The following is a 19,867-nucleotide window of genomic DNA, read 5'->3' as shown; positions in this document are numbered from 1 at the left end:
AAACCTGCTAGCAAGGAATCAGACGGTCTGGTGACCGTCTGATTGATCATGCACCATCAGATATCCAGCGCGACCTTGGTGGCCACGGCGATCTGGTAGAGGATCTGCGTGATCGACTTGCCGAGCTCGATGTTGCTGGTCGGTGCGGCCGGCAGCACGATGATTTCATCGCCGGCGCGCAGGCGGGCTTCATCAGCCGGGACCACGGCACCGTTGCGGTGTGCCACCAGGACTTTGTCGCCATCGGCGCGCGGCGTGAAGCCGCCAGCCTGCTCAATGTAGTCCTCGACGGACATGCCCGGCGTGTAGACCACAGCCTGAGGCATGGTGACCTCGCCGCTGAGAAGGATGGCGTCGTTGGTCTCGGGGATGTTGATCACATCACCGTCTTGCAGGCGTACATTGGCGATATTGCCGTTGCCGCGGGCGACGACCAGCTGGCCGGTCGGCTCGACTTCCTCGGCTTCCTCGACGAAGCGCTCGATCAGTTCGGACTGCCGCACCTGGATCTGCCCTTCCTCGGCGGTACGTGCCGGGTAACCCAGATAGGTGGTCTGCAGGCGGCGCAGGCTCTTCTCCAGGGCGGCTTCCTGCTGCTCGGCCACGCTGTCGCGCAGGATCGAGATATCACGCACGCTGCTCATGTCCTTGGGTACGCTGATGGCATCCAGCAACTCACCCAGGTGGGCGTCGCGTGGCAGCGCATAACGGGATGGGCCGTAATAGCTGCCCTGCACTTCCACCACGATGGTTTCGGCGCGCTTGTCGGAGCTGAACAGCACTTCATCGCCGCTCTGCACGGTCTGACTGCCGAACTCGTCCAGCGCGAAATACTCGGCCGTGGGGCCATCGCTGCGGTCGCCACGCAACAGCACGTGGGAGACCCCACTGTTGAGGCGCGCCAGTTGCTTCACGTCGGCGCCGCTGAGTTGCTGGCCTTGCAGCTCATAGCGATATTCACGCTTCACATCGCCTGTCACGGCGATCGCCGGACCCCGCTCTTCAACGACGATGGTATCGCCATCCTTGAACTGCGGGCGCGGGATATCGCCCTCCAGCAGGAAGTCGTAGAGGTCGATGGTGCTCACGGTGCGACCGTTGCGCTCGACGCGGATCTGGCGATAGCTGCCGAGTTCCTGGTCAATGCCACCGGCCTGGTCGAGAAAATACAGCACCGAGTCGGAGGGAGTGCCGGCGTAACGGCCGGGATTTTCGACATAGCCAGTGACGAAGACGCCCACCGGCTGCACGCCCTGAAGGTTGGTGTAGACCTCAACATCCTGAGGGTAAACGTTCTTGATGGCTTGACGTATTTTGGCGTCGAGCTGTTGGCTGTTCATGCCCTGAACGGCGATCGGGCCGATCGAGGGGATGAAGATATTGCCCTGGGCATCCACCGGCATGGTGCGGTCGATCTCAACGGCGCCCCAGGCGCGCAGGGTGATCTGATCCCCGGGCTTGATCTGGTAGCTGGAGTTGAGGCCATCCGCCATGGTGCCGCGAAAGCCACCCTCGAAGAGGTTGGCACCGAAGGGAGGCAGCTCATCCACTTCTGTCTTGGACGGCTGAGCTGTTTCGGGGAGCGGGCCATAGTTGTTGCTCTGCCAGTTGGCACGCGGCCCGGCTTCAACACTGCCGCTCTGCCCGCCACCGCTCTGCCCACGGTTCTGGGCCGATTGCGACTGGCTCTGGGAGCCCGAGAGACTGGTGCTGGAGGTGACGAAGTTCTGAGCACTGGCCTGGACAGGCAGCAGCAAGGCTGTGGCAAGCAGTAGCGCACTCAGGCGTGCCGTCTTGCCGGATTTTGCTGTTCTCGAGGTTTCTCGGTCGATCACCGGGGCATCCTCCCTGCCTGAGTTTGTGTCACCAAGCGGTGCGAGGCCCAGTTACCGTCCGCCGTCTCGCAGGCGACGGCAAATTCCATTTGGCCACGCTGCTGCCTGACTTGCAGTTGGCGGCAGGTGCGGCCACTCGCCGCATAATAAGGAGCATCGGCCATGACTTCGACGTTGGCGCCCCAGGGGCTCTGCTGCAGCACCACGGTGGAACCGGGGGCTGCCTGACTGAGAAAACCATTGAGATTGTCGCCAACCGGGGTGCCCTGGCTATTGGCGACCACTGAGCCGGCGCCGTTCTGATAGCCCTGCTGGGCAGCACAACCGGTCAGGCCTGTAGCCAGGGCGAGCAGTAGCACGGAGGCACTGCGCCGCAGCCTGCGGCCGGGTTGTTGATGTGGCATTGGGGTTTCCTTGCGATATCAGCTTGACGCTGCCCTCCCGACGGGCACCTGAACCAGAATAGCTCAGAAGCCCGCCGGAAGTCTTTTCAGGAGCATGTCAAAGCTTATTACAGAGCCTTGAGCAGGTGGGCAATGATGTCCTGCTGACTCATGGTCTCGGTGCTGACCGTCACGTCCGGGTTGGCCGGGACTTCGTAGGGGCTGTTGATGCCGGTGAAGTCCTTGAGGCGCCCTTCACGTGCCTTGTGATACAGCCCCTTGGGATCGCGCTGTTCGCAGATATCCAGCGGTGTATCGACGTGCACCTCAACGAAGTCGCCCTCGTCGAACATGTTGCGCACTTCCTCGCGGCCCGCGCGGAACGGCGAGATGAAGGCGGTGATGACGATCACTCCGGCCTCGGCGAACAGACGCGCCACCTCGCCCACCCGGCGGATGTTCTCGGCACGATCGCCCTCGCCCATGTCCAGGTCCTTGCACAGGCCGTGGCGGATGTTATCACCGTCGAGCAGCATGGTGTGATAGCCGCGACGATTCAGCTCGACTTCCAGGGCGTTGGCCAGGGTGGACTTGCCGGAACCGGAGTAGCCGGTGAGCCACACGCACTTGCCTTCGTGGCCGTTGAGCTGCTCGCGCATGGCCTGGGTGACGCTGGTGCGGTTCCATACCACATTGGCCTTGCTGTCGTGCTCGCGGAACTCGTAGGGCAGTTCGCTTTCCAGCGGCTGGTGGATCATGCCGACCCCGACCGTGATGTTGGTCAGGCGGTCGATGATGATGAAGTTACCCGTGCCCGGGCTGGTGCGATAGTCGTCCACCGGCACCGGCGCGGTCAACTCGACCTGGCAGCGCGCGATGGCGTTGAGGTCGAGGTGATCGGCATGGCGCTGCTCCAGGGTGTTGACGTCGACCTGGTAGTCGATCGCCGATATCTTGCCGGCCATGTCGCGGGTGGCGAGCTTAAGGTCATACAGCTTGCCGGGCTCCAAAGCCTTCTCATGCATCCACACGATGTCGGCCTCGAAGCTGGTGGCCAGCGGGACCTGGGCGTCACCGGCGACGATCCAGTCACCCCGCGAGATGTCGATCTCGTCTTCCAGGGTCACGGTAATCGCCTGACCGGGGTAAGCCGCTTCCAGGTCGCCGTCCCAGGTGACGATGCGCTCGACCTTCGAGGTCTTGCCAGACGGCAGTGCGCGCACGGCCCGCCCCGGCTTGATGACACCGGCGGCCAGGGTGCCGCAGTAGCCGCGAAAGTCCAGGTTGGGGCGGTTGACGTACTGCACCGGCAGGCGCAGGTCGCGCAGGTTGGAGTCGTGGCGGACCTCGACGGTCTCGAGCAGGTCGAGCATCGCCGGGCCTTCGTACCACCCCATCGACTCGCTCTTGTTGACGACGTTGTCGCCCTTGAGCGCCGACATGGGCACGAAGCGGATGTCCGGCGCATTCAGCTTGCTGGCCACTTCCTGCTGATATTCCTCGACGATCTCGTTGTACCGCTCTTCCGAGTAATCGACCAGGTCCATCTTGTTGATGGCCACCACCAGGTGCTGGATGCCCAGCAGATCGGCGATGAAGCTGTGGCGGCGGGTCTGGGTCTGCACGCCGTGACGCGCATCCACCAGGATCACCGCCAGACTCGCCGTGGACGCGCCCGTCGCCATGTTGCGGGTGTACTGCTCGTGCCCCGGCGTGTCGGCGATGATGAACTTGCGCTTCTCGGTGGAGAAGAAGCGATACGCCACGTCGATGGTGATGCCCTGCTCCCGCTCGGACTGCAAGCCATCCACCAGCAACGCCAGATCCACCTCATCCCCGGTGGTTCCGCTGGTCTTCGACGCCTGGGTAATCGCCGCCAGCTGATCCTCATAGATCATCTTGGAATCATGCAGCAACCGACCAATCAGCGTCGATTTACCATCATCCACACTACCGCAGGTGATAAACCGCAGCAGATCCTTGTTCTCGTGTTCTTTCAAATACGCTTCGATGTCGTCAGCGATAAGACTCGATTGGTGAGACACTATTCTTTCTCCGTCCGGGTGGCAGCACCTGGCCTGCGAGCTACGAGAAACGAGCTACGAGCAGACCGTGCTCTCAGCACGTTGGTTCATTAGGGCCGGGGCTGAGTTGACAATGTTTTGAGAAGCGAGCCAAGCATACGGGATATTTCCATCGCCTCAGTTCGCCACTGACTTCCTACGAGCTCCGAGACGTAACCCACTTCAATACCTATCAGAGCCTGGGTGGCAAATTCGCCGCATGAGCCTTTTGCAATGGAAACAAAGCGAAATTTCTCTTGACGCGTATAACGTTCGAAGCCTTCCGCAATATTGCTGGGAATCGACAGTGCAGAACGTGTTATCTGGTCTTTGAAGCCAAAGTCACGCAGGTCTGCCACCTCACGATACACCTCGACACTCAACGCCTTGCTACGTTGCCAAACTTCCATTTGCTCATGTCGCATATCACTTCCTTGCGAGGGCTCCAGTTGCGAGCGGCGAGGTACGAGCTTCGAACCCCTAACCCCAGCTACGAGATGCGAGAAACGAGCTTCGAAAACCTAACCCCAAACCCAGCAGCATACTTTTCAGGTTTTGAGGTTGCTCGCCTCTCGTTACTCGTAGCTCGGCTCTAAAGTTTTGCTCGTTCCTCGTAACTCGCAGCTCGTATCTCGCTGCTCGAGGCTCGTGGCTCTTCTGAGGCGCTACGCGCCTCAGAAGTAGCCTTCCCTCTTCTTCTTCTCCATGGAGCCGGCTTGGTCGTGGTCGATGGCGCGGCCGCTGCGTTCCGAGGTCTTGGTCAGGAGCATTTCCTGGATGATCTCGGGGAGTGTGGTGGCGTGGGATTCGACGGCGCCGGTCAGCGGGTAGCAGCCGAGGGTGCGGAAGCGGACCCACTTCTCTTCCGGGACTTCGCCTTCTTCCAGCGGCAGGCGCTCGTCGTCGACCATGATGTCGATGCCGTCGCGGTTGACCACCGGGCGCGGGGCGGAGTAGTACAGCGGGACGATGGGGATGGATTCGAGGTAGATGTACTGCCAGATATCCAGCTCGGTCCAGTTGGAGAGCGGGAAGACGCGGATCGACTCGCCCTTGTTGACCTTGGAGTTGTAGACGTTCCACAGCTCCGGGCGCTGGTTTTTCGGGTCCCAGCGGTGGTGCTTGTCGCGGAAGGAGAAGACTCGCTCCTTGGCGCGGCTGGCTTCCTCGTCGCGGCGGGCGCCACCGAAGGCGGCGTCGAACTGGTACTTGTCCAGCGCCATCTTCAGCGACTGGGTCTTCATCACGTCAGTGTACTTGGAGCTGCCGTGATCGAAGGGGTTGATGTTGGCTTCGACACCTTCCTGGTTGATGTGCTCGATGAGCTCCATGCCGGCGGCTTCCGCCATCTCGTCACGGAACTTGATCATTTCCTTGAATTTCCAGGTGGTGTTGACGTGCATCAACGGAAACGGCGGCGGCCCGGGGTAGAAGGCCTTGCGCGCCAGGTGCAGCATCACCGAGGAGTCCTTGCCGATGGAGTACAGCATGACCGGGTTACGAAACTCGGCAGCCACCTCGCGAATGATATGAATCGACTCCGCCTCAAGCTGCTTGAGGTGAGTCTGGCGTTCAGGAGTTATTTCCATAGCGGTTGGTCCGTTGGGTCGAAGATAGGCCTGTGGGTGGACGCTAGGCGCTACGCGCCTCGAAAAGAGTCAAGAGGGAAGACCGCGGCTAACGCCGCTTGAAGAGGGAAGTACGGCGCTTCGCGCCTTGAAGAGGGAAGAAAACCCTTAAACTCTGATCATGGTGGCTTCTTACCTCTTCTTTTTTACCTCTTCCCTCTTAGACCTCCCTCTTCCTTCTTCATTCTTCCTTCTGGAGACTGGCCCGCAGGGCCGTCGTCCACCGTTCGTCGCGTTGTCCGCAGACGATGAAGTGTGGGTTTAACACCGAATCCTGCTGGTTGCAGCGTAGGGGTTCAAGTGTTTCAGCGTTGAGTACCTGGCCGCCGGCGGCGACGACCACGGCCTGGGCGGCGGCGGTGTCCCATTCACAGGTCGGGGCGAGGCGTGGGTAGAGGTCGGCCTTTGCTTCGGCGACCAGGCACAGTTTGAGCGAGCTGCCCATGGAGACGCGTTCGTGCTCCGGCAGGCGGGCGCAGAAGGCTTCGAAGGATTCGGCGCCGTGGGAGCGGCTGCCGACGACCTTCCAGGGCTCGGCACCTGCTTCCGGCAGAGCGTGCACCTGGATCTCGCGGGCGCTGCCCTTTTCAACCTTCATGGCGCCTTCGCCGACCTGGCCGATCCAACTGGTTTCCAGTACCGGGGCGTGGACGATGCCGAACACCGGGTCGCCGTTTTCCACCAGCGCGATGTTCAGGGTGAACTCACCGTTTTTCTTGATGAATTCCTTGGTGCCGTCAAGCGGGTCGATCAACCAGTAGCGGTCCCACTCCTGGCGCTCCGCGTAGGGAATGTCGCCGGACTCCTCGGAAAGCACCGGCACTTCCGGCGTCACCGTCTCCAGCAACGCGACAAGCGCATGATGCGACGCCATATCCGCCTCAGTCAGCGGGCTATCGTCGTCCTTGGTCTCGACTTCATAGGTGCGGTTGTACACCGTCAGGACCTCACGGCCCGCAGCTTCAACACCCGCCAGCAAACGCTGACGCATCTCATCGGTTACGAAATGGGGCAAGGGGGGCTCCTGGTCCAGCTGTGAGTGTGTTGGAAGAAGAAGGAAGAGCGCGGCTGCGTAAGAATTAAGAGGGAAGAGCGCGGCTGAAGCCGCTTTAAGAGGGAAGGAAACCCTTGAGCTCTATTTTATGGGGGGTTCTTCCCTCTTCCCTCTTCCCTCTTCTTTCTTCGTTCTTTGCTCAAAACCCCCACACCATCGGTATCAGCCCTACGGCGGTGCTACCGACGAGCAGGCTGAGCGGGGCGCCGAGGCGGAGGTAGTCGATCAGGCGGTAGCCGCCGGGGCCGTAGACCATCAAGTTCGTCTGGTAGCCGAGCGGGGTCATGAAGCTGGCGGAGGCGGCGAACATGATGGCGATGGCAAAGGGCATGTAGCTTACGCCGAGCTGGTCGGCGACCGACATGGCGATGGGGAACATCAGCACGGCGGCGGCGTTGTTGGTGATGATCTCCGTGAACACTGTGGTCAGCAGGTAAATGAGCGCCAGGGCCAGCCAGGGCGACATGCTGTCGGTGACGACACCGCCGGCGATGACCTGGGCGGCGCCGGAACTGGTCATGGCGGCGCCGAGCGCGAAGGAAGCGGCGATGACCGTAAGCACTGAAAGGTCGATATAGCGACGCGCCTTGCTGACAGTGATGCAGCCCGTAGCCAACATGCCGCCGCCGGCGAGCAACGCGGCCTCGAAGATCGACAGCAGGCCGACCCCGGCGGCCGCGACCATGGCACCGAGCACACCCAGGGCAACAGGGGCCTTGTGAAAGCTGGGCGGCGTGGAGTCGTTCAGAGCACTGACCAGCAGAAAGTCACGGCGATACCGGTACTGGTCGACGAAGTCGTGACCGGTTTCCATTAAGAGGGTGTCGCCCACCTGCAGGCGGATATCGCCGACCTTGCCGGGCAGGCGCCGGCCCTGGCGCGAGATCGACAGAATGACCGCCTGGAAGCGTGAACGCACCCGGGCTTCGCGCACGGTCTGGCCGACCCCGGTGAAGTCCGGGCTGATCACCGCCTCGACCAGGCAACGGTGGTGGTTGGCAACGTCGAGCTTGTGAATGTCGTCGCTGCCGGGGCTGACACCGCGCACCTGGCGCAGCTCGCGAGCGAGCTCCGGCGCGCCGATGAAGACCAGGATATCGCCGCCTTCGAGCTGGGTTTCGGGCGGTACGGCGGTCATCAACCGGCCGTCGCGTTCGATATCGGTCAGATAGCCGTACTGGAGGTTACGCAGCCCGGCCTCGGAAATCGTCTTGCCGGCCAGCGGCCCGCCCTCGGTGACCACGAACTCGACACTATACTCGCGGGCCAGGTCCAGTTGCTCGATCAGCCCCTCGCGGCGCGGCAACAGGCGGTCGGCAAACAGCATCAGGAAGGTGCCACCAACCAGCAGCATAGGCAGGCCAACCTGTGCCAGCTCGAACATCCCCAGTGACACACCCTTTTCGCTCTGCAGCAGGCCATCGACCACCAGGTTGGTGCTGGTGCCGATCAGGGTGCAGGTGCCGCCCAGGATCGCCGTGTAGCTCAACGGCAGCAGCAGCTTGGAAGGCGGCATCTTGAGCTTGCGCGACCACTCCTGCAGAGCCGGTATAAACATGGCCACCACGGTGGTGTTGTTCATGAAAGCACTGAGGCTCGAAGCCGGCAGCATGACCCGCAACTGGGCCTTCTTTAGAGTACTTGGCTGGCCCAGCAGTGCATTGGCCACCCACTGCACAGCCCCGGTTTCCTTGAGGCCCGCTGCCACCACATAGAGGGCGGCGATAGTCATCACCCCGGTGTTGGAAAAGCCCACCAGGGCCTCGGCCGGCGCCAGCACGCCGCTGACCACCAGAAAGGCCAGAGCTGCCATGAGGATCGCATCGGGCGCGACACGGGTTGCTGCCAGGGCCACCAGAACGGCGACCACGCTGAAAATACTGAGCCAGGCATCCAGTGCCATGTTAGAGACTGCTCCTCATGCGTTCAGGCACGCTACCGCCCCGGGATTGTTACGGGCGTATTCCCCTGCCCTGTGATGCCTTGATTGTTTGGCGAGGCTCAGCGCCTCGGCATGAAGTCTTTACGCCGCTCCGCTAGCCCGAAATCATTCTATGGATTAACGCCGGCCACGGCCAGCCACGTAGCCTCAAGAGGCCCTTCTGCGGCCCTTCGAAAGCGTGAATTTCCGTAACCTGACCGTCACACGCAGACGAACCTGCCTATCAGACCATAAGCGATACCGGATGTGTAATGTCTCGGATTGCTGACAATATGCAGGCAGGGCCTAAGCGTGGGGAGCGGGGCTCGAAGAAGGAAGAAGGAAGAAGGAAGAAGGAAGAAGGAAGAAGGAAGAAGGAAGAAGTCAGGCCAGTGCCAGCGGGGTCGTGACGTCAAGGGTTTTCTTCCCTCTTAAAGGCGCGCAGCGCCGTTCTTCCTTCTTCACTCGTAAGAGGCGCTCTCCCCCTCTCCCCACCCCGCTGTCTTGACGTATCATGTCGGTTCACTTCGGCAGTGAGCGGTGTCATGGAGACTAGCGCGAAGCAGAATCTGGGGGTCGGGGCGTATCGCGGGCTCAAGCAGGATATCATCCGGGGGGTGTTTCAGCCGGGTGAGAAGCTGGTGATGAGTCGCTTGAAGGATCGCTACGGGCTGGGTGTCGGGCCGTTGCGGGAGGCGCTGTCACAGCTGGTGGCGGAGCGTCTGGTGGTGGCGATCAGTCAGCGCGGGTACCGGGTGGCGACGATGTCGCGGGCCGAGCTCGCCGATCTCTACGATGCGCGGGCGCAACTCGAACGGCTGGTGCTGGAGTTGGCGATTCAGCGCGGCGATGATGCCTGGGAGGCCGATGTGCTGGCGAAGGCGCATACGCTGAGCAAGGTGGTGGAGGTCCAGAGCCCCGAGGAAATGCTGGATGTATGGGACGCGCGACATAAGGCCTTTCACACCGCCATCGCCGAGGGCTGCAACTCCCCCAACCTCTTGCAACTGCGTGACACGCTGTTCGATCAGGTGGAGCGCTATCGCCACCTGTGGCTGCGCGAGACGGTCCTGTCCGAGGAAGCCCTGGAACGCAAGCGTCAGGAACACGCCGCCCTGGTCGAGGTCATCCTCGCCCGCGACAGCGACACCGCGTGTCGCATGATGCAGGAACACCTGATGACCCCGGTGCCGATTATCGAGGACGTGATGGCGCGCAGCGATGAGCTTTAAGCTGTAAGCCTTAAGCCGTAAGTAACCCCAGGATCACCGCCTTGGGGAAGGCCACCACCATGGTGGCCATGTTCAACATCCAATAGCAAACCGGGTACTCCGCTTTTCGTCTATGAACGCGAGTGATCGGCATCTACTATTCGCTGAAAGCGCGGAGAGGCGGGGCTCATCCAAAATGCTTACAACGCGGGAGAGAAGGATCGGATGATGTGACCTCTTATTGATGTCAACGCTTTGTCACATCAAGGAGATAGTTTGGGCCTGATCACCTCAGGAGATTGCATCATGCCGCATTTTCTTCGTTTCTCGCAGGAGCTGGAGACCCGCCTGGAGCGCCTGGCCGAGCGCACGGGGTTTTCCAAGACCGAGCTGATCGAGCGCCTGGTGCGTGACGGCGTCGGTCAGCTGGAGTCCGAGTTGATGTTCGAGGAGACGCCCCACCGCAAGCCGTCCGATCTATCGATCGATCAGTTGTTGCGGGAGAGCGGTCTAGGGATCTGAGCAGAGACTGGGCGTCAGGTTCCGAAACGACTGCGAAAGGCCCGATAGGCGCGGCTGGCCTGTTCCAGGCTGGTGGGCTGCAGGCGCACCTGCTGGCCGGGCAGGCATTGTGCCAGTCGGGCGCAGGCCAGCGGCGTCAGCGCCCCGAGGCGCGGGTAGCCGCCAATGGTCTGGCGGTCGTTGAGCAGTGCGATGGGCTGGCCGTCCGGAGGGACCTGGACGGCGCCTGGGCCGATGCCTTCCGAGATCATGCCGCCCGAGCGGCATTTCAGCTCCGGGCCGCGCAGGCGAACGCCCATGCGGTCGGCGCGGTCATCGACCTGCCAGGTCGCGTTGAAGGCCTGATAGAGGCTGCTGCCCTCGAAGGCAGCCACCTGGGCCCCGGGGATCAGCGCCAATCGTGGCGCCTGCCGATAGTCGATGATGGCATCCGCCGGCGCCCGTTGGCCGGGCTGAAGTCCGGTCGGACCGGCGGCGCGAGCAAGCCGGTCGCCCTCCTGCAGCGGCTGGCCGTCACCATGCAGGCCGCCCAGGCCTTCACGCGTGACCGTGGCGGTGCTGCCGAGCACCTGCTCGGCCTCGAAGCCGCCGGCGACCGCCAGATAGGCTCGCAGGCCGTTGACCGGCTGCTGGAAGGACAGGCGCTGGCCGGCTTCCACCCGCAGGCCTTGCCACAGCGGCAGGGCCTCGCCATCCAGGCTGGAACCCAGGTCCGCCCCACAGACCGCAATGATGGCCTCGGCCCGGCACACCAGCTCGAGCCCGCCCATGGTGATTTCCAGCCCGGTGGTGCCCCAGGCATTGCCGACGAGCTGATTGGCCCAGGCCCAGGCGTGTGCATCGGCCGGCCCGCCCTGGGTCACGCCCAGGCGCCGCACGCCGAAGCGGCCGGCATCCTGCAATAGTGCCAGCGGGCCGGCGCGGCGAACCTCGAATAGCGTCTGTGGCGCACTCATGCCCGGGCCTCTGTGGGTTGGCTATTGCCGCCAAGCTGTTCGAACTCGGCTTGCGATACCGGCACGAAACGCACGCGATCGCCCACCCGGAGCAGGCTGAAGCCGTCGCGATGCCGATCGAAGAGCACGGCCGGGGTGCGGCCGATCAGGTTCCAGCCACCCGGCGAGACCTGCGGATAGGCCGAGGTCTGGCGTTCGGCGATGGCCACGCTGCCGGCGGGCAGGCGTTGGCGCGGAGTGTCCAGACGCGGGCAGGCAATGGTCTCGGCGACCCGCCCCATGAAGGCGAAGCCCGGCGCAAAACCCAATGCAAAGACGCGGTATTCCGTCTGGCTGTGGGCCTCGATGACCTGTTCGATGCTCATCCCGGCCCGCTCGGCGATACGCTCGAGCTCCGGGCCGACCCGAGTGTCGTACCAGGTGGGCAGTTCGACGACGTCGGCTGCCGCGCTGCTGTCATCGGGCTCGAGGTTGGCCAGCAGCTGCTGCAGGCGTTGCCGGACGTCCCCCGGCGCGATGACCAGGGGGTCAAAGATGACCAGCAGCGTGGTGTAGGACGGCACCAGATCCACCAGGGCATCGCTCAGACTCGCCTCACACTGGCGTACCAGTGCCGTCAGCCAGGGCATGTTGGCCTCGTCGATGTCATCGAAGAGGCGCACCATCCAGCCATCCAGGCCGGCGGACTCGATCCTCGGCAGTGCCGGCGTCATGCCCCGTCACCTCCGGAGGCGCGTCCCTCCGCCGCCAGGGCCGCACGGATGGCGGCAATGGCGGCGATGGACTCGGCATTGTCGCCGTGCACGCAGAGGGTGTCGGCATTCAGATACAGCTCGCTGCCATCATTGGCGATCAGCGCCTCGCCCCGAGCGATGCGCGTCGCCTGATCGACGATGGCGTGGCGCTTACGATGCACGGCCCCCGGCTCGCTTCTCGCGACCAGGCGCCCTGCCCCGTCATAGGCGCGGTCGGCGAAGGCCTCACGCCACAGGGTGATGCCATGGTTGCCGGCCAGCGTCTCCTCGGCGCCGTTGTCGCGGGTGGCCATGACCATCAGCGGCAACGCCGGATCGAAGGCCTGGATAGCGCGCATCACCGCGGCCAGGCGGTCATGGTCACGCATCATGTCATTGTACAGCGCCCCGTGCGGCTTGATGTAGGCCAGCGTCAGCCCTTCGGCGTGACAGATGGCAGCCAGCGCCCCGAGCTGGTAGAGCACGAAATTCTCGATTTCCTCCGGTGAACAGGCCATCGAGCGCCGGCCGAAGCCGACCAGGTCGGGATAGGCCGGGTGCGCACCGACGCTGACGCCATGTTCCGCGGCCAGGCGCACCGTGCGCCGCATGACATCCGGGTCCGAGGCATGAAAGCCGCAGGCCACATTGGCCAGATCGACATACGGCATGACATGAGCATCCAGCCCCATGGTCCAGGCCCCGAAGCTCTCGCCCATATCGGCGTTCAGCAATAACTCGCGCATGCGCATCGTCCCCTCATCGATGATGGTGCTGCCTCTTCCGCTTCTTTTGCTTCCCTCTTCCCTCTTTCCTCTTACTTCTGCCCTCTCGCCCCGACCACCACCAGCGGCGACGTGAACCACTGCTGCTTGAGCCCGCGCTGCTCGTCGAGCAGCAATGCCAGATAGTCCCCCAACGGGTGCGCGGCCGGCAACTGGTCGCGATGCTTGCGCAGTGCCGGCTGATCGGGCAGTTGCTCGGCGGGCACGTGGGCCCGGGTGGCGTTTTCCTGCAGCCAAGCCAAGGGTGGCAGCAGCAGCCCGGTGGCCCCGCTGCCGAGGACGATGCGCAGGCCGCGCGGGTCGAAATCGCCGAGTCCCAGCAGCGGCTTGCCGGTGGCGGCCCAGGCGCGGGCAAGCTCCCGGAAGCCGCCGCCATAGTGGCGATCGCCGCGATAGACGATCAGTGGGCGCGCATGGTCCGCCAGGGCGTCCAGGGCACCGGCCGGCTCATGGAAGCTGTCCAGATTCTCGATCATCAGCAGCACATCGAAGGCGGTCAGGTCGAGCTCGCGCCAGTCGACATCGAGAATCTCGCGCTCTCGGGCGCCGATACCCGGACGCACTGTGGTCGCGGGCGTGTTGAGCAGCACGCGGTGGGCGCGCGGTCCCTGGCGCTGTGCCTTGTCTTCCTGATGGCTGGACCGGGCCTGTTCGGCGGTGGTACGGCCCGAAGTGCTCTCGCCCAGCGGCAGCTGGCCGAGGCTTTCGAGCAACGCCTGCACCTTGCGCATCAGCTGCCGGTCGAAACGCAGCACCTGATGGCGCTGATAGAGCTCCAGGTCCAGGCCGTGCTGATCGCACCAGGCGATGAAGGCCTGGCAGGCGCCGAGCTCGAGCGACTTCTCGACACAGGGTTGGCGACGCAGCCTGTCCTGGATATCGCCGAGCCAGCCATGAGTGCGCTTGTCGAGGGTATCGGTCATGCGGATCTCGCCAGTCGGAGGGTAACGTCGTGGATCAGCCGCAGGTCATTGAATTGACTGGCGCGGCTTTCCGATTGTTGCAGCCTGAAGGCAGCCTGTTCGCTGCGAGGCAGGCTCTGGTATTCGGCGATGACCTGGAAGAGCCAGATTTCCTCGCCCCAGGTCATGTCGCTTTGGTGCAGATAATCCAGGGCGCTGATGCCCGCCTCGGCGGATTGGTCGATGACGGCCAGGTAGAAGCGCTCCACGTCATCCTTGAGCGCCTGCTGGCGCGCGGCCACCAGGCCGGTGGTTTCGACCGCGGCCGGCCCGGCGCTGGTGGCATCGCGGCTGGGCTGCTGTGGGCGGGGAAGCTCGTGCAGCAGTTCGGTGATGACGCGAGTGTCCGACTGGTGATCCAGTGCCGGGGACGCCGCGGCATTCAGGGCGGTGGCCTGGTTGACCAGGTCGGGCACCTCGCTGCGCCGGGCATAGTTGCCGGGCACGAAGTTGGGGTGCTCGCGCAGGAAGGCCGCCATGCCACTGACCAGTCGGCTGCGCGACTGTTGCTGGCGGAAGCGGGCCATGAGTTCGGTGAGCCGGCTCTGCACCTCGCGCAGGCTGGTGTAGTGCTGGCTGACCTGGCGCTGCAGTTGACTGATCAAGAGCTTGCGCAGGCCGCCGTCGCTGCCGACCAGCTCGATGAGCTCGTCGAAGTCGATCAGTTGCAAGCCGTCGAGCAGGCGCACGATCTGCTTCTGGGCACGGTCGTTCTCGCGGATCTTGTCGTTGAGGCGGCTGACGAAGCCGAAGTCGCTGTTGAGGCGCTGCCAGAGGCTGTCGATGGCGTCGGCGAAACGGCCATTGAGGTCGTCCAGCGCCTGGCGCAGGCGCAGCAGCTGCTGTTCCTGGCGCCAGTATTCGCCCTGGCTCTGGGCTTCGCGGTAACTCTGTACCAGGCTGCGCAACAGCTCCAGGGTCTCGCCCACGTCGGCGTTGACCTGGCGGCGGGTTTCGTCGGCCAGCATCTCGGCGATCAGTTCGCGCACGCGCGGGGCCAGCTTGACGCCGCCCTGCTCGTCGGGGCGCCAGACGATGCGCGCCGCCAGCAGCTTGTTGAGGGCGCGCTCGCTGAGATTGGCCAGCGGTACCTCGTCGCGGCTGTAGCCCTGCATCAGCGCCTCGGCGTGCTTGCCCAGCAAGGCCAGACGCTCCACCCCGGTGCTGGCCAGCCGGCCTTCCAGCTGGTGGTCAGCGTGATCCTCGGCCGGGCGCGCCTCCGTTGATGGCATCCTGGAGCTCATAACAGATTTTCCTGGGCCTGGGGCATTTCATCCTCGATGGGCAGGTTCTCCTCGTCGCGGATCAGGCGCACCAGGTCGACCAGATAATCGACCTTGCCGGTGACCAGATAGACCTGGCGGTCGGCGTGGGGCTGGAGCACGTAGCCGTGCTCGCGAAGACGCTTGAAGACCTGCTTCATCTGGGCGTCGAGCTGGTCGCTCTGGGAGCCGAAGAAGCTGTCGCCGGCCAGGCGCTCGAGCTGTTCGCGCAGGCTCTGGTTGTCCTCGCAGCGGGCGCTGAGCTCGGCGGGCTTGAGCACATCGCCGGGGGCCACCAGGGCATCGTGGCCCAGGGCTTCCTGCATCAGCTGCAGCCACTCGAGCATCGGCATCAGGCTGTGCAGCACCTCGCCGAGCTGGCGGGACAGCTGGTCGCGGGCCTCGTCGTTCAACTGACGCCAGGCCAGGAAATAGACGCTGCCCTCGGCATTGGTAGCCAGACGCCGGTTGAGCGGGCGCAGATAGGTGTCGATCTGCTCGCGGGTGTCCTCGTCCTGCAGCCGCCGAAAGGCGTGATCATCGCTCACCGCGCAGACGAACTCGCCGGCCAGCAGGCGCTCGAGCAGGGGGCCATGTTCGATCATCAGGTGAACTCCTCCGCGGTGGATTCGGCAGTGCGTTGCTGCAGGCGCTCGGCCAGGCGGCTGAGCCGCGGCTCGATGCGTTTCAGGCGACGCCGGCCGGCGTCCTCGTTGTCACGGTCGATCAGGTAGCGATGCTGGAACAGCAGCAGCACGTCGGACTCCGGGTTGGGGAAGGCGCCGACGATATGAATGCGATTGCTGTCGCAGGCATCGAACAGGGTCTCGACGTTGTGATAGGCCAGCGTGCCGATCTCGTCGATGGGCCAGTGAATGGCGATCTCCGCCGAGCCGCGCAGCAGCCGGGTGAAGGCCAGCAGGAACTTGCACAGGATCAGGTAGGCCATGCCGTGGCTCGAGGACTCGAGCAGCTGGCGGTCGCTCTTGATGACCAGGTCGGTGCCGCCCTCGTTGAGGTGCAGTTCCAGGCGCAGCAGGCTCTCGAAGCTGTACTGCTGATCGTGGCGCAGCAGGTCGACGACATCGGCCAGGGCGTCCAGGTAGTCGTCCCCCGGCAGCTCGCGGGAGGAATTGCGCCAGTCACGATACAACTGGGCGAAGCGCTTGAGCGGCTCCCAGAAGCCGAGCTCGTCGATGGTCGACTGGATCTTGACCTCTGCCTTGTTGATGCCGTCCAGCCGCAGGTCATCGGCGACTTCTTCGGAGAGCCGGCGGCTCTGGGCGCTGATGCGTCGGTTGAGGTCGCGAAACACGGTGAAGAACTTGTCCAGGTCGGCGCCCAGGTTGCGGCCCTGCTGGATGAGCTGTTGCTGCTGGTCCTCGAGCAGTTGCAGCATGCCGCGCAGCATGGGCAGCTGGCGACGCGGGTCGAGGCCCGACTCGCCGGCCTGGCCAGAGCTGGCATTGAGCCTGGCCCGCTCGTTCTCCAGGGTCTCGACGAAACCGGCACTGGCGCCCTTGATCAGGTCGCTCTCGACCTGCTCGCAGCCCTTGCGCAGCATCTCGACTTCGCGGCTGCGATCGGCCAGCGCCTGACGACTGCGCTCGATGCGCTCGTGAACGTCCCCGGGTGCCTCACCGTCGGCCTGCTGGACGGTGTCGTCGGGGGCCAGTCCCAGGCCGTCGAGCTGGCCGAGCAGCGGCTTGAGGGCGTCGATGACCTCGCGCTCGGCGTTGATGCGTGACTTGAGGGCCTTGCTGGCTTGCTGATGGGCCGTCCGGGCGGCCTGGAAGTCGCTGCGACATTGCTCGCGCTGGTGTTCGGCGCTCTGCTTGTCGCGGGTCAGGCTGGCCTCGCGGTCGACCAGTTCGGGCTTGCGCTGGCCCCAGTCGACCCGCATGAAGCGGCTGTAGGCATCGAGTTCCTCGCGGCGGCTCTCGGTGACGCGGATGCGCTCCTGCAGATCGCTGATGCGTTGGCGGGTCGAACGCAGTGTCTCGGGGTCGACGCCCTGCTCCTGAAGCTCCTGGTCGAAGGCGGTTTCGAGCTCCTTGCGTTGGCGCTGATGCTCGGCCTTGAGGTCGTCGAGCTGCTGGCGGTACTGCTCGATGCGGGCGTCGAAGCCGGCCAGCTGGCTCTGGCCGTCGGCCTTGAGCTCCAGCAGCTGGGACTGGTGGGTGTCGTCGAGGGTGGTCAGTGCCTGGCGCTTTTCCTCGCGCAGGGCCTCGTCGGCGGCCTGCTGGTCGGCCAGCGCCTGTTCGGCGGCGCGGCGACGCTCCTGCTGCTGTTGCAGGTGACGCTCGTGGATCTGATGCCGGGCGTCCAGGGCGTACTCCACCTCGGCATCGGCATGCTTGAGCGCCAGACGCGCCTGGCTGAGGCTTTCATCGGCACCCTGGACGCGTTCGTGGCAGGCCTTGAGCTGTTTCTCGGTGGCCTTGAGGTCGGCCTCGGCCCGCGCCTGCTCGGCTTCCGCGGCCTCGATGGCGGCATGCAGGCTGGCTTCGTCGCGGGCATGATCGGGCAGTTCGATGGCCGTCAGGTCCAGGTTCACGCCGAACAGGTCGTCATGCCCGTCGTTGTCCTGGTCGGCCTCCGTCAACTGCGGCGACAGGTCGTGACGCTCCAGCAGTTCGGGGGCAATGACCTTGCCCAGCTGGTGTTCCCAGCCGGGCCGGTGGTAGCGCATGAAGTGGCGCAGACTGCCCTCGCTGGGATCGCGCTGGATTTCCAGGTCGCGGCAGCGCTGCTGGGCACGATCCAGGTCCTGCCGGGCGGTTTCGCGCTGCTGTTCGGCGCTGTCGCGTTCCTGGCGCAGGGTCTCGTGTTCGCGGCGCAGGCCATCGAGTCGCTGATTGGCGGCCTGGCGATCGCTCTGCGCCTGGTCGACGCGTGTCTGGGCCAGCTCGGCCTCGCTGGCCTCGTCGCTGGATTGGCCGGTGGAGGCCAGTTGCGCCTTGAGGTCGGCGAGGCGCTCGATGCCCGCCTCGAGCCGTGACTGATAACCGGCTTCCAGTTCGCTGCGCCGTGTCTGGTGCTTTTCCTCGAGCTCGCGCTCGCTGGCCCACTGCTGTTCCTGACGCGCGGCCCGGGCGTCGCCCAGTTCGTCGAGCCGGGCCTGGATTTCCTCGCTGCGCCGCGAGAGGTCGTCGGCGAGTTCGCGCAGTCGCGCTTCCAGGCGCGAGCGGTTGGCCGCCGTGGCCTCCTGCATCACCGTCAGGTGTTCCTGCAGCTGGCGGGCCTGCTCGCGCCACTGCGGCAGTTCGGCGAGGTCGCGCTCCAGGGCCGGCATGTCGGCCTCGGCGTAGGCCTCGTATTGCTGCTGCAGGTCGTTGAGGCTGCGCTGGGTACGCTCGAGTTCGCTGGCCAGTTCGCTGATGCGGTCATTGAGCCGGTCGCGGGTCTGCTCGTACTCCTGCTCGCGGGCCTGGAAGGCTTGCTGCTGGGTATTGAGATCGGCCTCGCTGTCGGCGAGCTGGCGTTCGGCACGGTGGCGGTCGGCTTCCAGCTGGGGCTTGAGTTGCCACAGGGTGGTCTCGAGATCGGCGATCTCGCGGTCGACCTCGGCCAGCTCGGCCAGGGATTGCTGCAACGGCGCCAGGCGCATGGACTGGCGCATCTGGGCGATCCATTCGCGGGCCTTGGTGCTGCGGATGCGGGTGACCGGCAGTTCGACGCCGTCTTCCTCGAAGATGGCCGCCAGCATGGTCTTGAGGGTGTCCATCTTGCCCTCCTTGGCATGCACCGCGGAGATCAGTTTCTCCATGTGGCGGATGCGCCGTTCGGGCTTGACCAGGCTGAACTGGGCGGCGGTCTGGCGCAGTTTCAGGGCCTCGCGGCGGTTGCCCTGTTGCTGGGTGAAGTCGTTCTGGATGACCGCGCGGTATTCCGAGGTGGCGTTCCACTTGGCGGAAAAAGGAATGCCCTGGCGACGCAGTCCGGCCAGCCAGGCCTCGGTCTCCAGGGCCGCGACGCCTTCCCGGCTTTCCACCAGATAGTCTTCGGGGCGATAGGAAGCGCCGACGAAGCGGTATTCGACGCCGCCTTCCTTCTTGCGGGTCAGCACGGCCTGGCAGACGTTGCCGGCCTCGCGGCGGTATTCGTAGATCAGATAGCTGTTGCGATGCGGCAGGTAGAAGGCATCGAATTTCATGCGCGTGCGCGGCACCACCTTGTTCGGCAGCTCACCGTAGAACACCGGTACCAGGCGTTGCAGCGTGGTCTTGCCGGAGGCATTGGTGCCGCAGATGTTGGTGTGGCCATCGACATCCAGTTCGACGACGCCATCCAGGTGACCGTGAATCATCACGATGCGGAGTAAGTGGGCCATGCTGCATCCTTGTCCATTGAGATAGACGATCACTGCTCCCTCGGCCAGCGGGGGCGCGACCGGCGCCAGGTCCTGGCGAGGGCGCTGTGAACCCGTCCCTGGGCGCTACTTTTGACATCCCTGTCAAAAGACCCTCGCCAGTCCCTGTCCCCGTCCCCGTCGCGCTGTCACCCGTGGCATGTCGCCATGGCAGGAGGGATTGATGGTTCCTTATCTTG

The 19,867-nt window shown here is 64.3% G+C and carries 16 protein-coding genes; 2 read left to right on the top strand and 14 right to left on the bottom strand.

Annotated features, from left to right (window positions below; all coding sequences use genetic code 11):
- Positions 1–56: 56 nt before the first annotated feature.
- The 7 genes from QWY74_RS12405 to QWY74_RS12375 all read right to left on the bottom strand — a co-directional run bounded on the left by QWY74_RS12405 (position 57) and on the right by QWY74_RS12375 (position 8,866).
- Complete coding sequence (locus QWY74_RS12405) at positions 57–1,835, bottom strand: polysaccharide biosynthesis/export family protein (protein WP_264826853.1); 1,779 nt, start codon at positions 1,833–1,835, stop codon at positions 57–59.
- A complete protein-coding gene (locus tag QWY74_RS12400; RefSeq protein WP_264826851.1) occupies positions 1,832–2,239 on the bottom strand; it encodes an RT0821/Lpp0805 family surface protein in 408 nt (135 codons plus the stop codon). Before QWY74_RS12400 ends, QWY74_RS12405 begins: the two co-directional genes overlap by 4 nt.
- 107 nt (positions 2,240–2,346) lie before the next feature.
- Positions 2,347–4,263, bottom strand: coding sequence for a sulfate adenylyltransferase subunit CysN (cysN, locus tag QWY74_RS12395; protein WP_264826850.1), 1,917 nt, complete (start codon positions 4,261–4,263; stop codon positions 2,347–2,349).
- Positions 4,264–4,352: 89 nt separating this feature from the next.
- Positions 4,353–4,706, bottom strand: coding sequence for a four helix bundle protein (locus QWY74_RS12390; RefSeq protein WP_264826849.1), 354 nt, complete (start codon positions 4,704–4,706; stop codon positions 4,353–4,355).
- A gap of 249 nt (positions 4,707–4,955) precedes the next feature.
- Positions 4,956–5,870 (bottom strand): sulfate adenylyltransferase subunit CysD, encoded by a 915-nt coding sequence (cysD, locus tag QWY74_RS12385; RefSeq protein ID WP_264826848.1) that lies wholly within the window; start codon positions 5,868–5,870, stop codon positions 4,956–4,958.
- Between the two features lie 220 nt (positions 5,871–6,090).
- Complete coding sequence (gene cysQ / locus QWY74_RS12380; RefSeq protein WP_264826867.1) at positions 6,091–6,900, bottom strand: 3'(2'),5'-bisphosphate nucleotidase CysQ; 810 nt, start codon at positions 6,898–6,900, stop codon at positions 6,091–6,093.
- Between the two features lie 202 nt (positions 6,901–7,102).
- Positions 7,103–8,866, bottom strand: coding sequence for an SLC13 family permease (locus QWY74_RS12375; RefSeq protein WP_264826847.1), 1,764 nt, complete (start codon positions 8,864–8,866; stop codon positions 7,103–7,105).
- A gap of 563 nt (positions 8,867–9,429) precedes the next feature.
- Here QWY74_RS12375 and csiR point away from each other — a divergent pair.
- Both csiR and QWY74_RS12365 read left to right on the top strand, forming a co-directional pair.
- Positions 9,430–10,116 (top strand): DNA-binding transcriptional regulator CsiR, encoded by a 687-nt coding sequence (gene csiR / locus QWY74_RS12370; RefSeq protein WP_264826846.1) that lies wholly within the window; start codon positions 9,430–9,432, stop codon positions 10,114–10,116.
- Positions 10,117–10,401: 285 nt separating this feature from the next.
- Positions 10,402–10,617 (top strand): ribbon-helix-helix domain-containing protein, encoded by a 216-nt coding sequence (locus QWY74_RS12365; RefSeq protein WP_264826845.1) that lies wholly within the window; start codon positions 10,402–10,404, stop codon positions 10,615–10,617.
- A 14-nt stretch (positions 10,618–10,631) separates the two neighbouring features.
- On the opposite strand, the gene QWY74_RS12360 is transcribed toward QWY74_RS12365, so the two are convergent.
- The 7 genes from QWY74_RS12360 to QWY74_RS12330 all read right to left on the bottom strand — a co-directional run bounded on the left by QWY74_RS12360 (position 10,632) and on the right by QWY74_RS12330 (position 19,649).
- Positions 10,632–11,573 (bottom strand): 5-oxoprolinase subunit C family protein, encoded by a 942-nt coding sequence (locus QWY74_RS12360; RefSeq protein WP_264826844.1) that lies wholly within the window; start codon positions 11,571–11,573, stop codon positions 10,632–10,634.
- The gene (gene pxpB, locus QWY74_RS12355; RefSeq protein WP_264826843.1) at positions 11,570–12,286 is read right to left on the bottom strand and encodes a 5-oxoprolinase subunit PxpB; all 717 of its coding nucleotides are present in this window, start codon (positions 12,284–12,286) and stop codon (positions 11,570–11,572) included. The genes QWY74_RS12360 and pxpB overlap by 4 nt, the downstream gene beginning before the upstream one ends.
- On the bottom strand, positions 12,283–13,053 hold the full coding sequence (locus QWY74_RS12350; protein WP_264826842.1) for a 5-oxoprolinase subunit PxpA: 771 nt from the start codon (positions 13,051–13,053) through the stop codon (positions 12,283–12,285). The genes pxpB and QWY74_RS12350 overlap by 4 nt, the downstream gene beginning before the upstream one ends.
- A 71-nt stretch (positions 13,054–13,124) precedes the next feature.
- Entirely contained in the window at positions 13,125–14,015 is an 891-nt protein-coding gene (locus QWY74_RS12345) for a DUF7281 domain-containing protein (protein WP_264826840.1), read from the bottom strand.
- Positions 14,012–15,286, bottom strand: coding sequence for a DUF445 domain-containing protein (locus QWY74_RS12340; protein ID WP_290314416.1), 1,275 nt, complete (start codon positions 15,284–15,286; stop codon positions 14,012–14,014). Before QWY74_RS12340 ends, QWY74_RS12345 begins: the two co-directional genes overlap by 4 nt.
- An 8-nt stretch (positions 15,287–15,294) precedes the next feature.
- Positions 15,295–15,921 (bottom strand): condensin complex protein MksE, encoded by a 627-nt coding sequence (locus QWY74_RS12335; RefSeq protein WP_141321298.1) that lies wholly within the window; start codon positions 15,919–15,921, stop codon positions 15,295–15,297.
- On the bottom strand, positions 15,921–19,649 hold the full coding sequence (locus QWY74_RS12330) for an ATP-binding protein (protein ID WP_290314415.1): 3,729 nt from the start codon (positions 19,647–19,649) through the stop codon (positions 15,921–15,923). Before QWY74_RS12330 ends, QWY74_RS12335 begins: the two co-directional genes overlap by 1 nt.
- Positions 19,650–19,867: the final 218 nt, after the last annotated feature.

This window comes from Halomonas almeriensis, assembly GCF_030409235.1.
Taxonomy (GTDB): Bacteria; Pseudomonadota; Gammaproteobacteria; order Pseudomonadales; family Halomonadaceae; genus Halomonas; species Halomonas almeriensis.
The sequence above is the reverse complement of the archived record's forward strand: the minus strand, read 5'-3'. Positions and strand labels throughout refer to the sequence as shown.

What these genes read in the sequence shown, in the direction of transcription:
- QWY74_RS12400 (WP_264826851.1), bottom strand. Translation starts at nt 2,239, where the DNA reads ATGCCACATCAACAACCCGGCCGCAGGCTGCGGCGCAGTGCCTCCGTG.
- QWY74_RS12390 (WP_264826849.1), bottom strand. Translation starts at nt 4,706, where the DNA reads ATGCGACATGAGCAAATGGAAGTTTGGCAACGTAGCAAGGCGTTGAGT.
- cysD (WP_264826848.1), bottom strand. Translation starts at nt 5,870, where the DNA reads ATGGAAATAACTCCTGAACGCCAGACTCACCTCAAGCAGCTTGAGGCG.
- cysQ (WP_264826867.1), bottom strand. Translation starts at nt 6,900, where the DNA reads ATGCGTCAGCGTTTGCTGGCGGGTGTTGAAGCTGCGGGCCGTGAGGTC.
- QWY74_RS12375 (WP_264826847.1), bottom strand. Translation starts at nt 8,866, where the DNA reads ATGGCACTGGATGCCTGGCTCAGTATTTTCAGCGTGGTCGCCGTTCTG.
- csiR (WP_264826846.1), top strand. Translation starts at nt 9,430, where the DNA reads ATGGAGACTAGCGCGAAGCAGAATCTGGGGGTCGGGGCGTATCGCGGG.
- QWY74_RS12365 (WP_264826845.1), top strand. Translation starts at nt 10,402, where the DNA reads ATGCCGCATTTTCTTCGTTTCTCGCAGGAGCTGGAGACCCGCCTGGAG.
- QWY74_RS12360 (WP_264826844.1), bottom strand. Translation starts at nt 11,573, where the DNA reads ATGAGTGCGCCACAGACGCTATTCGAGGTTCGCCGCGCCGGCCCGCTG.
- pxpB (WP_264826843.1), bottom strand. Translation starts at nt 12,286, where the DNA reads ATGACGCCGGCACTGCCGAGGATCGAGTCCGCCGGCCTGGATGGCTGG.
- QWY74_RS12350 (WP_264826842.1), bottom strand. Translation starts at nt 13,053, where the DNA reads ATGCGCGAGTTATTGCTGAACGCCGATATGGGCGAGAGCTTCGGGGCC.
- QWY74_RS12345 (WP_264826840.1), bottom strand. Translation starts at nt 14,015, where the DNA reads ATGACCGATACCCTCGACAAGCGCACTCATGGCTGGCTCGGCGATATC.
- QWY74_RS12340 (WP_290314416.1), bottom strand. Translation starts at nt 15,286, where the DNA reads ATGCCATCAACGGAGGCGCGCCCGGCCGAGGATCACGCTGACCACCAG.
- QWY74_RS12335 (WP_141321298.1), bottom strand. Translation starts at nt 15,921, where the DNA reads ATGATCGAACATGGCCCCCTGCTCGAGCGCCTGCTGGCCGGCGAGTTC.
- QWY74_RS12330 (WP_290314415.1), bottom strand. Translation starts at nt 19,649, where the DNA reads ATGGCCCACTTACTCCGCATCGTGATGATTCACGGTCACCTGGATGGC.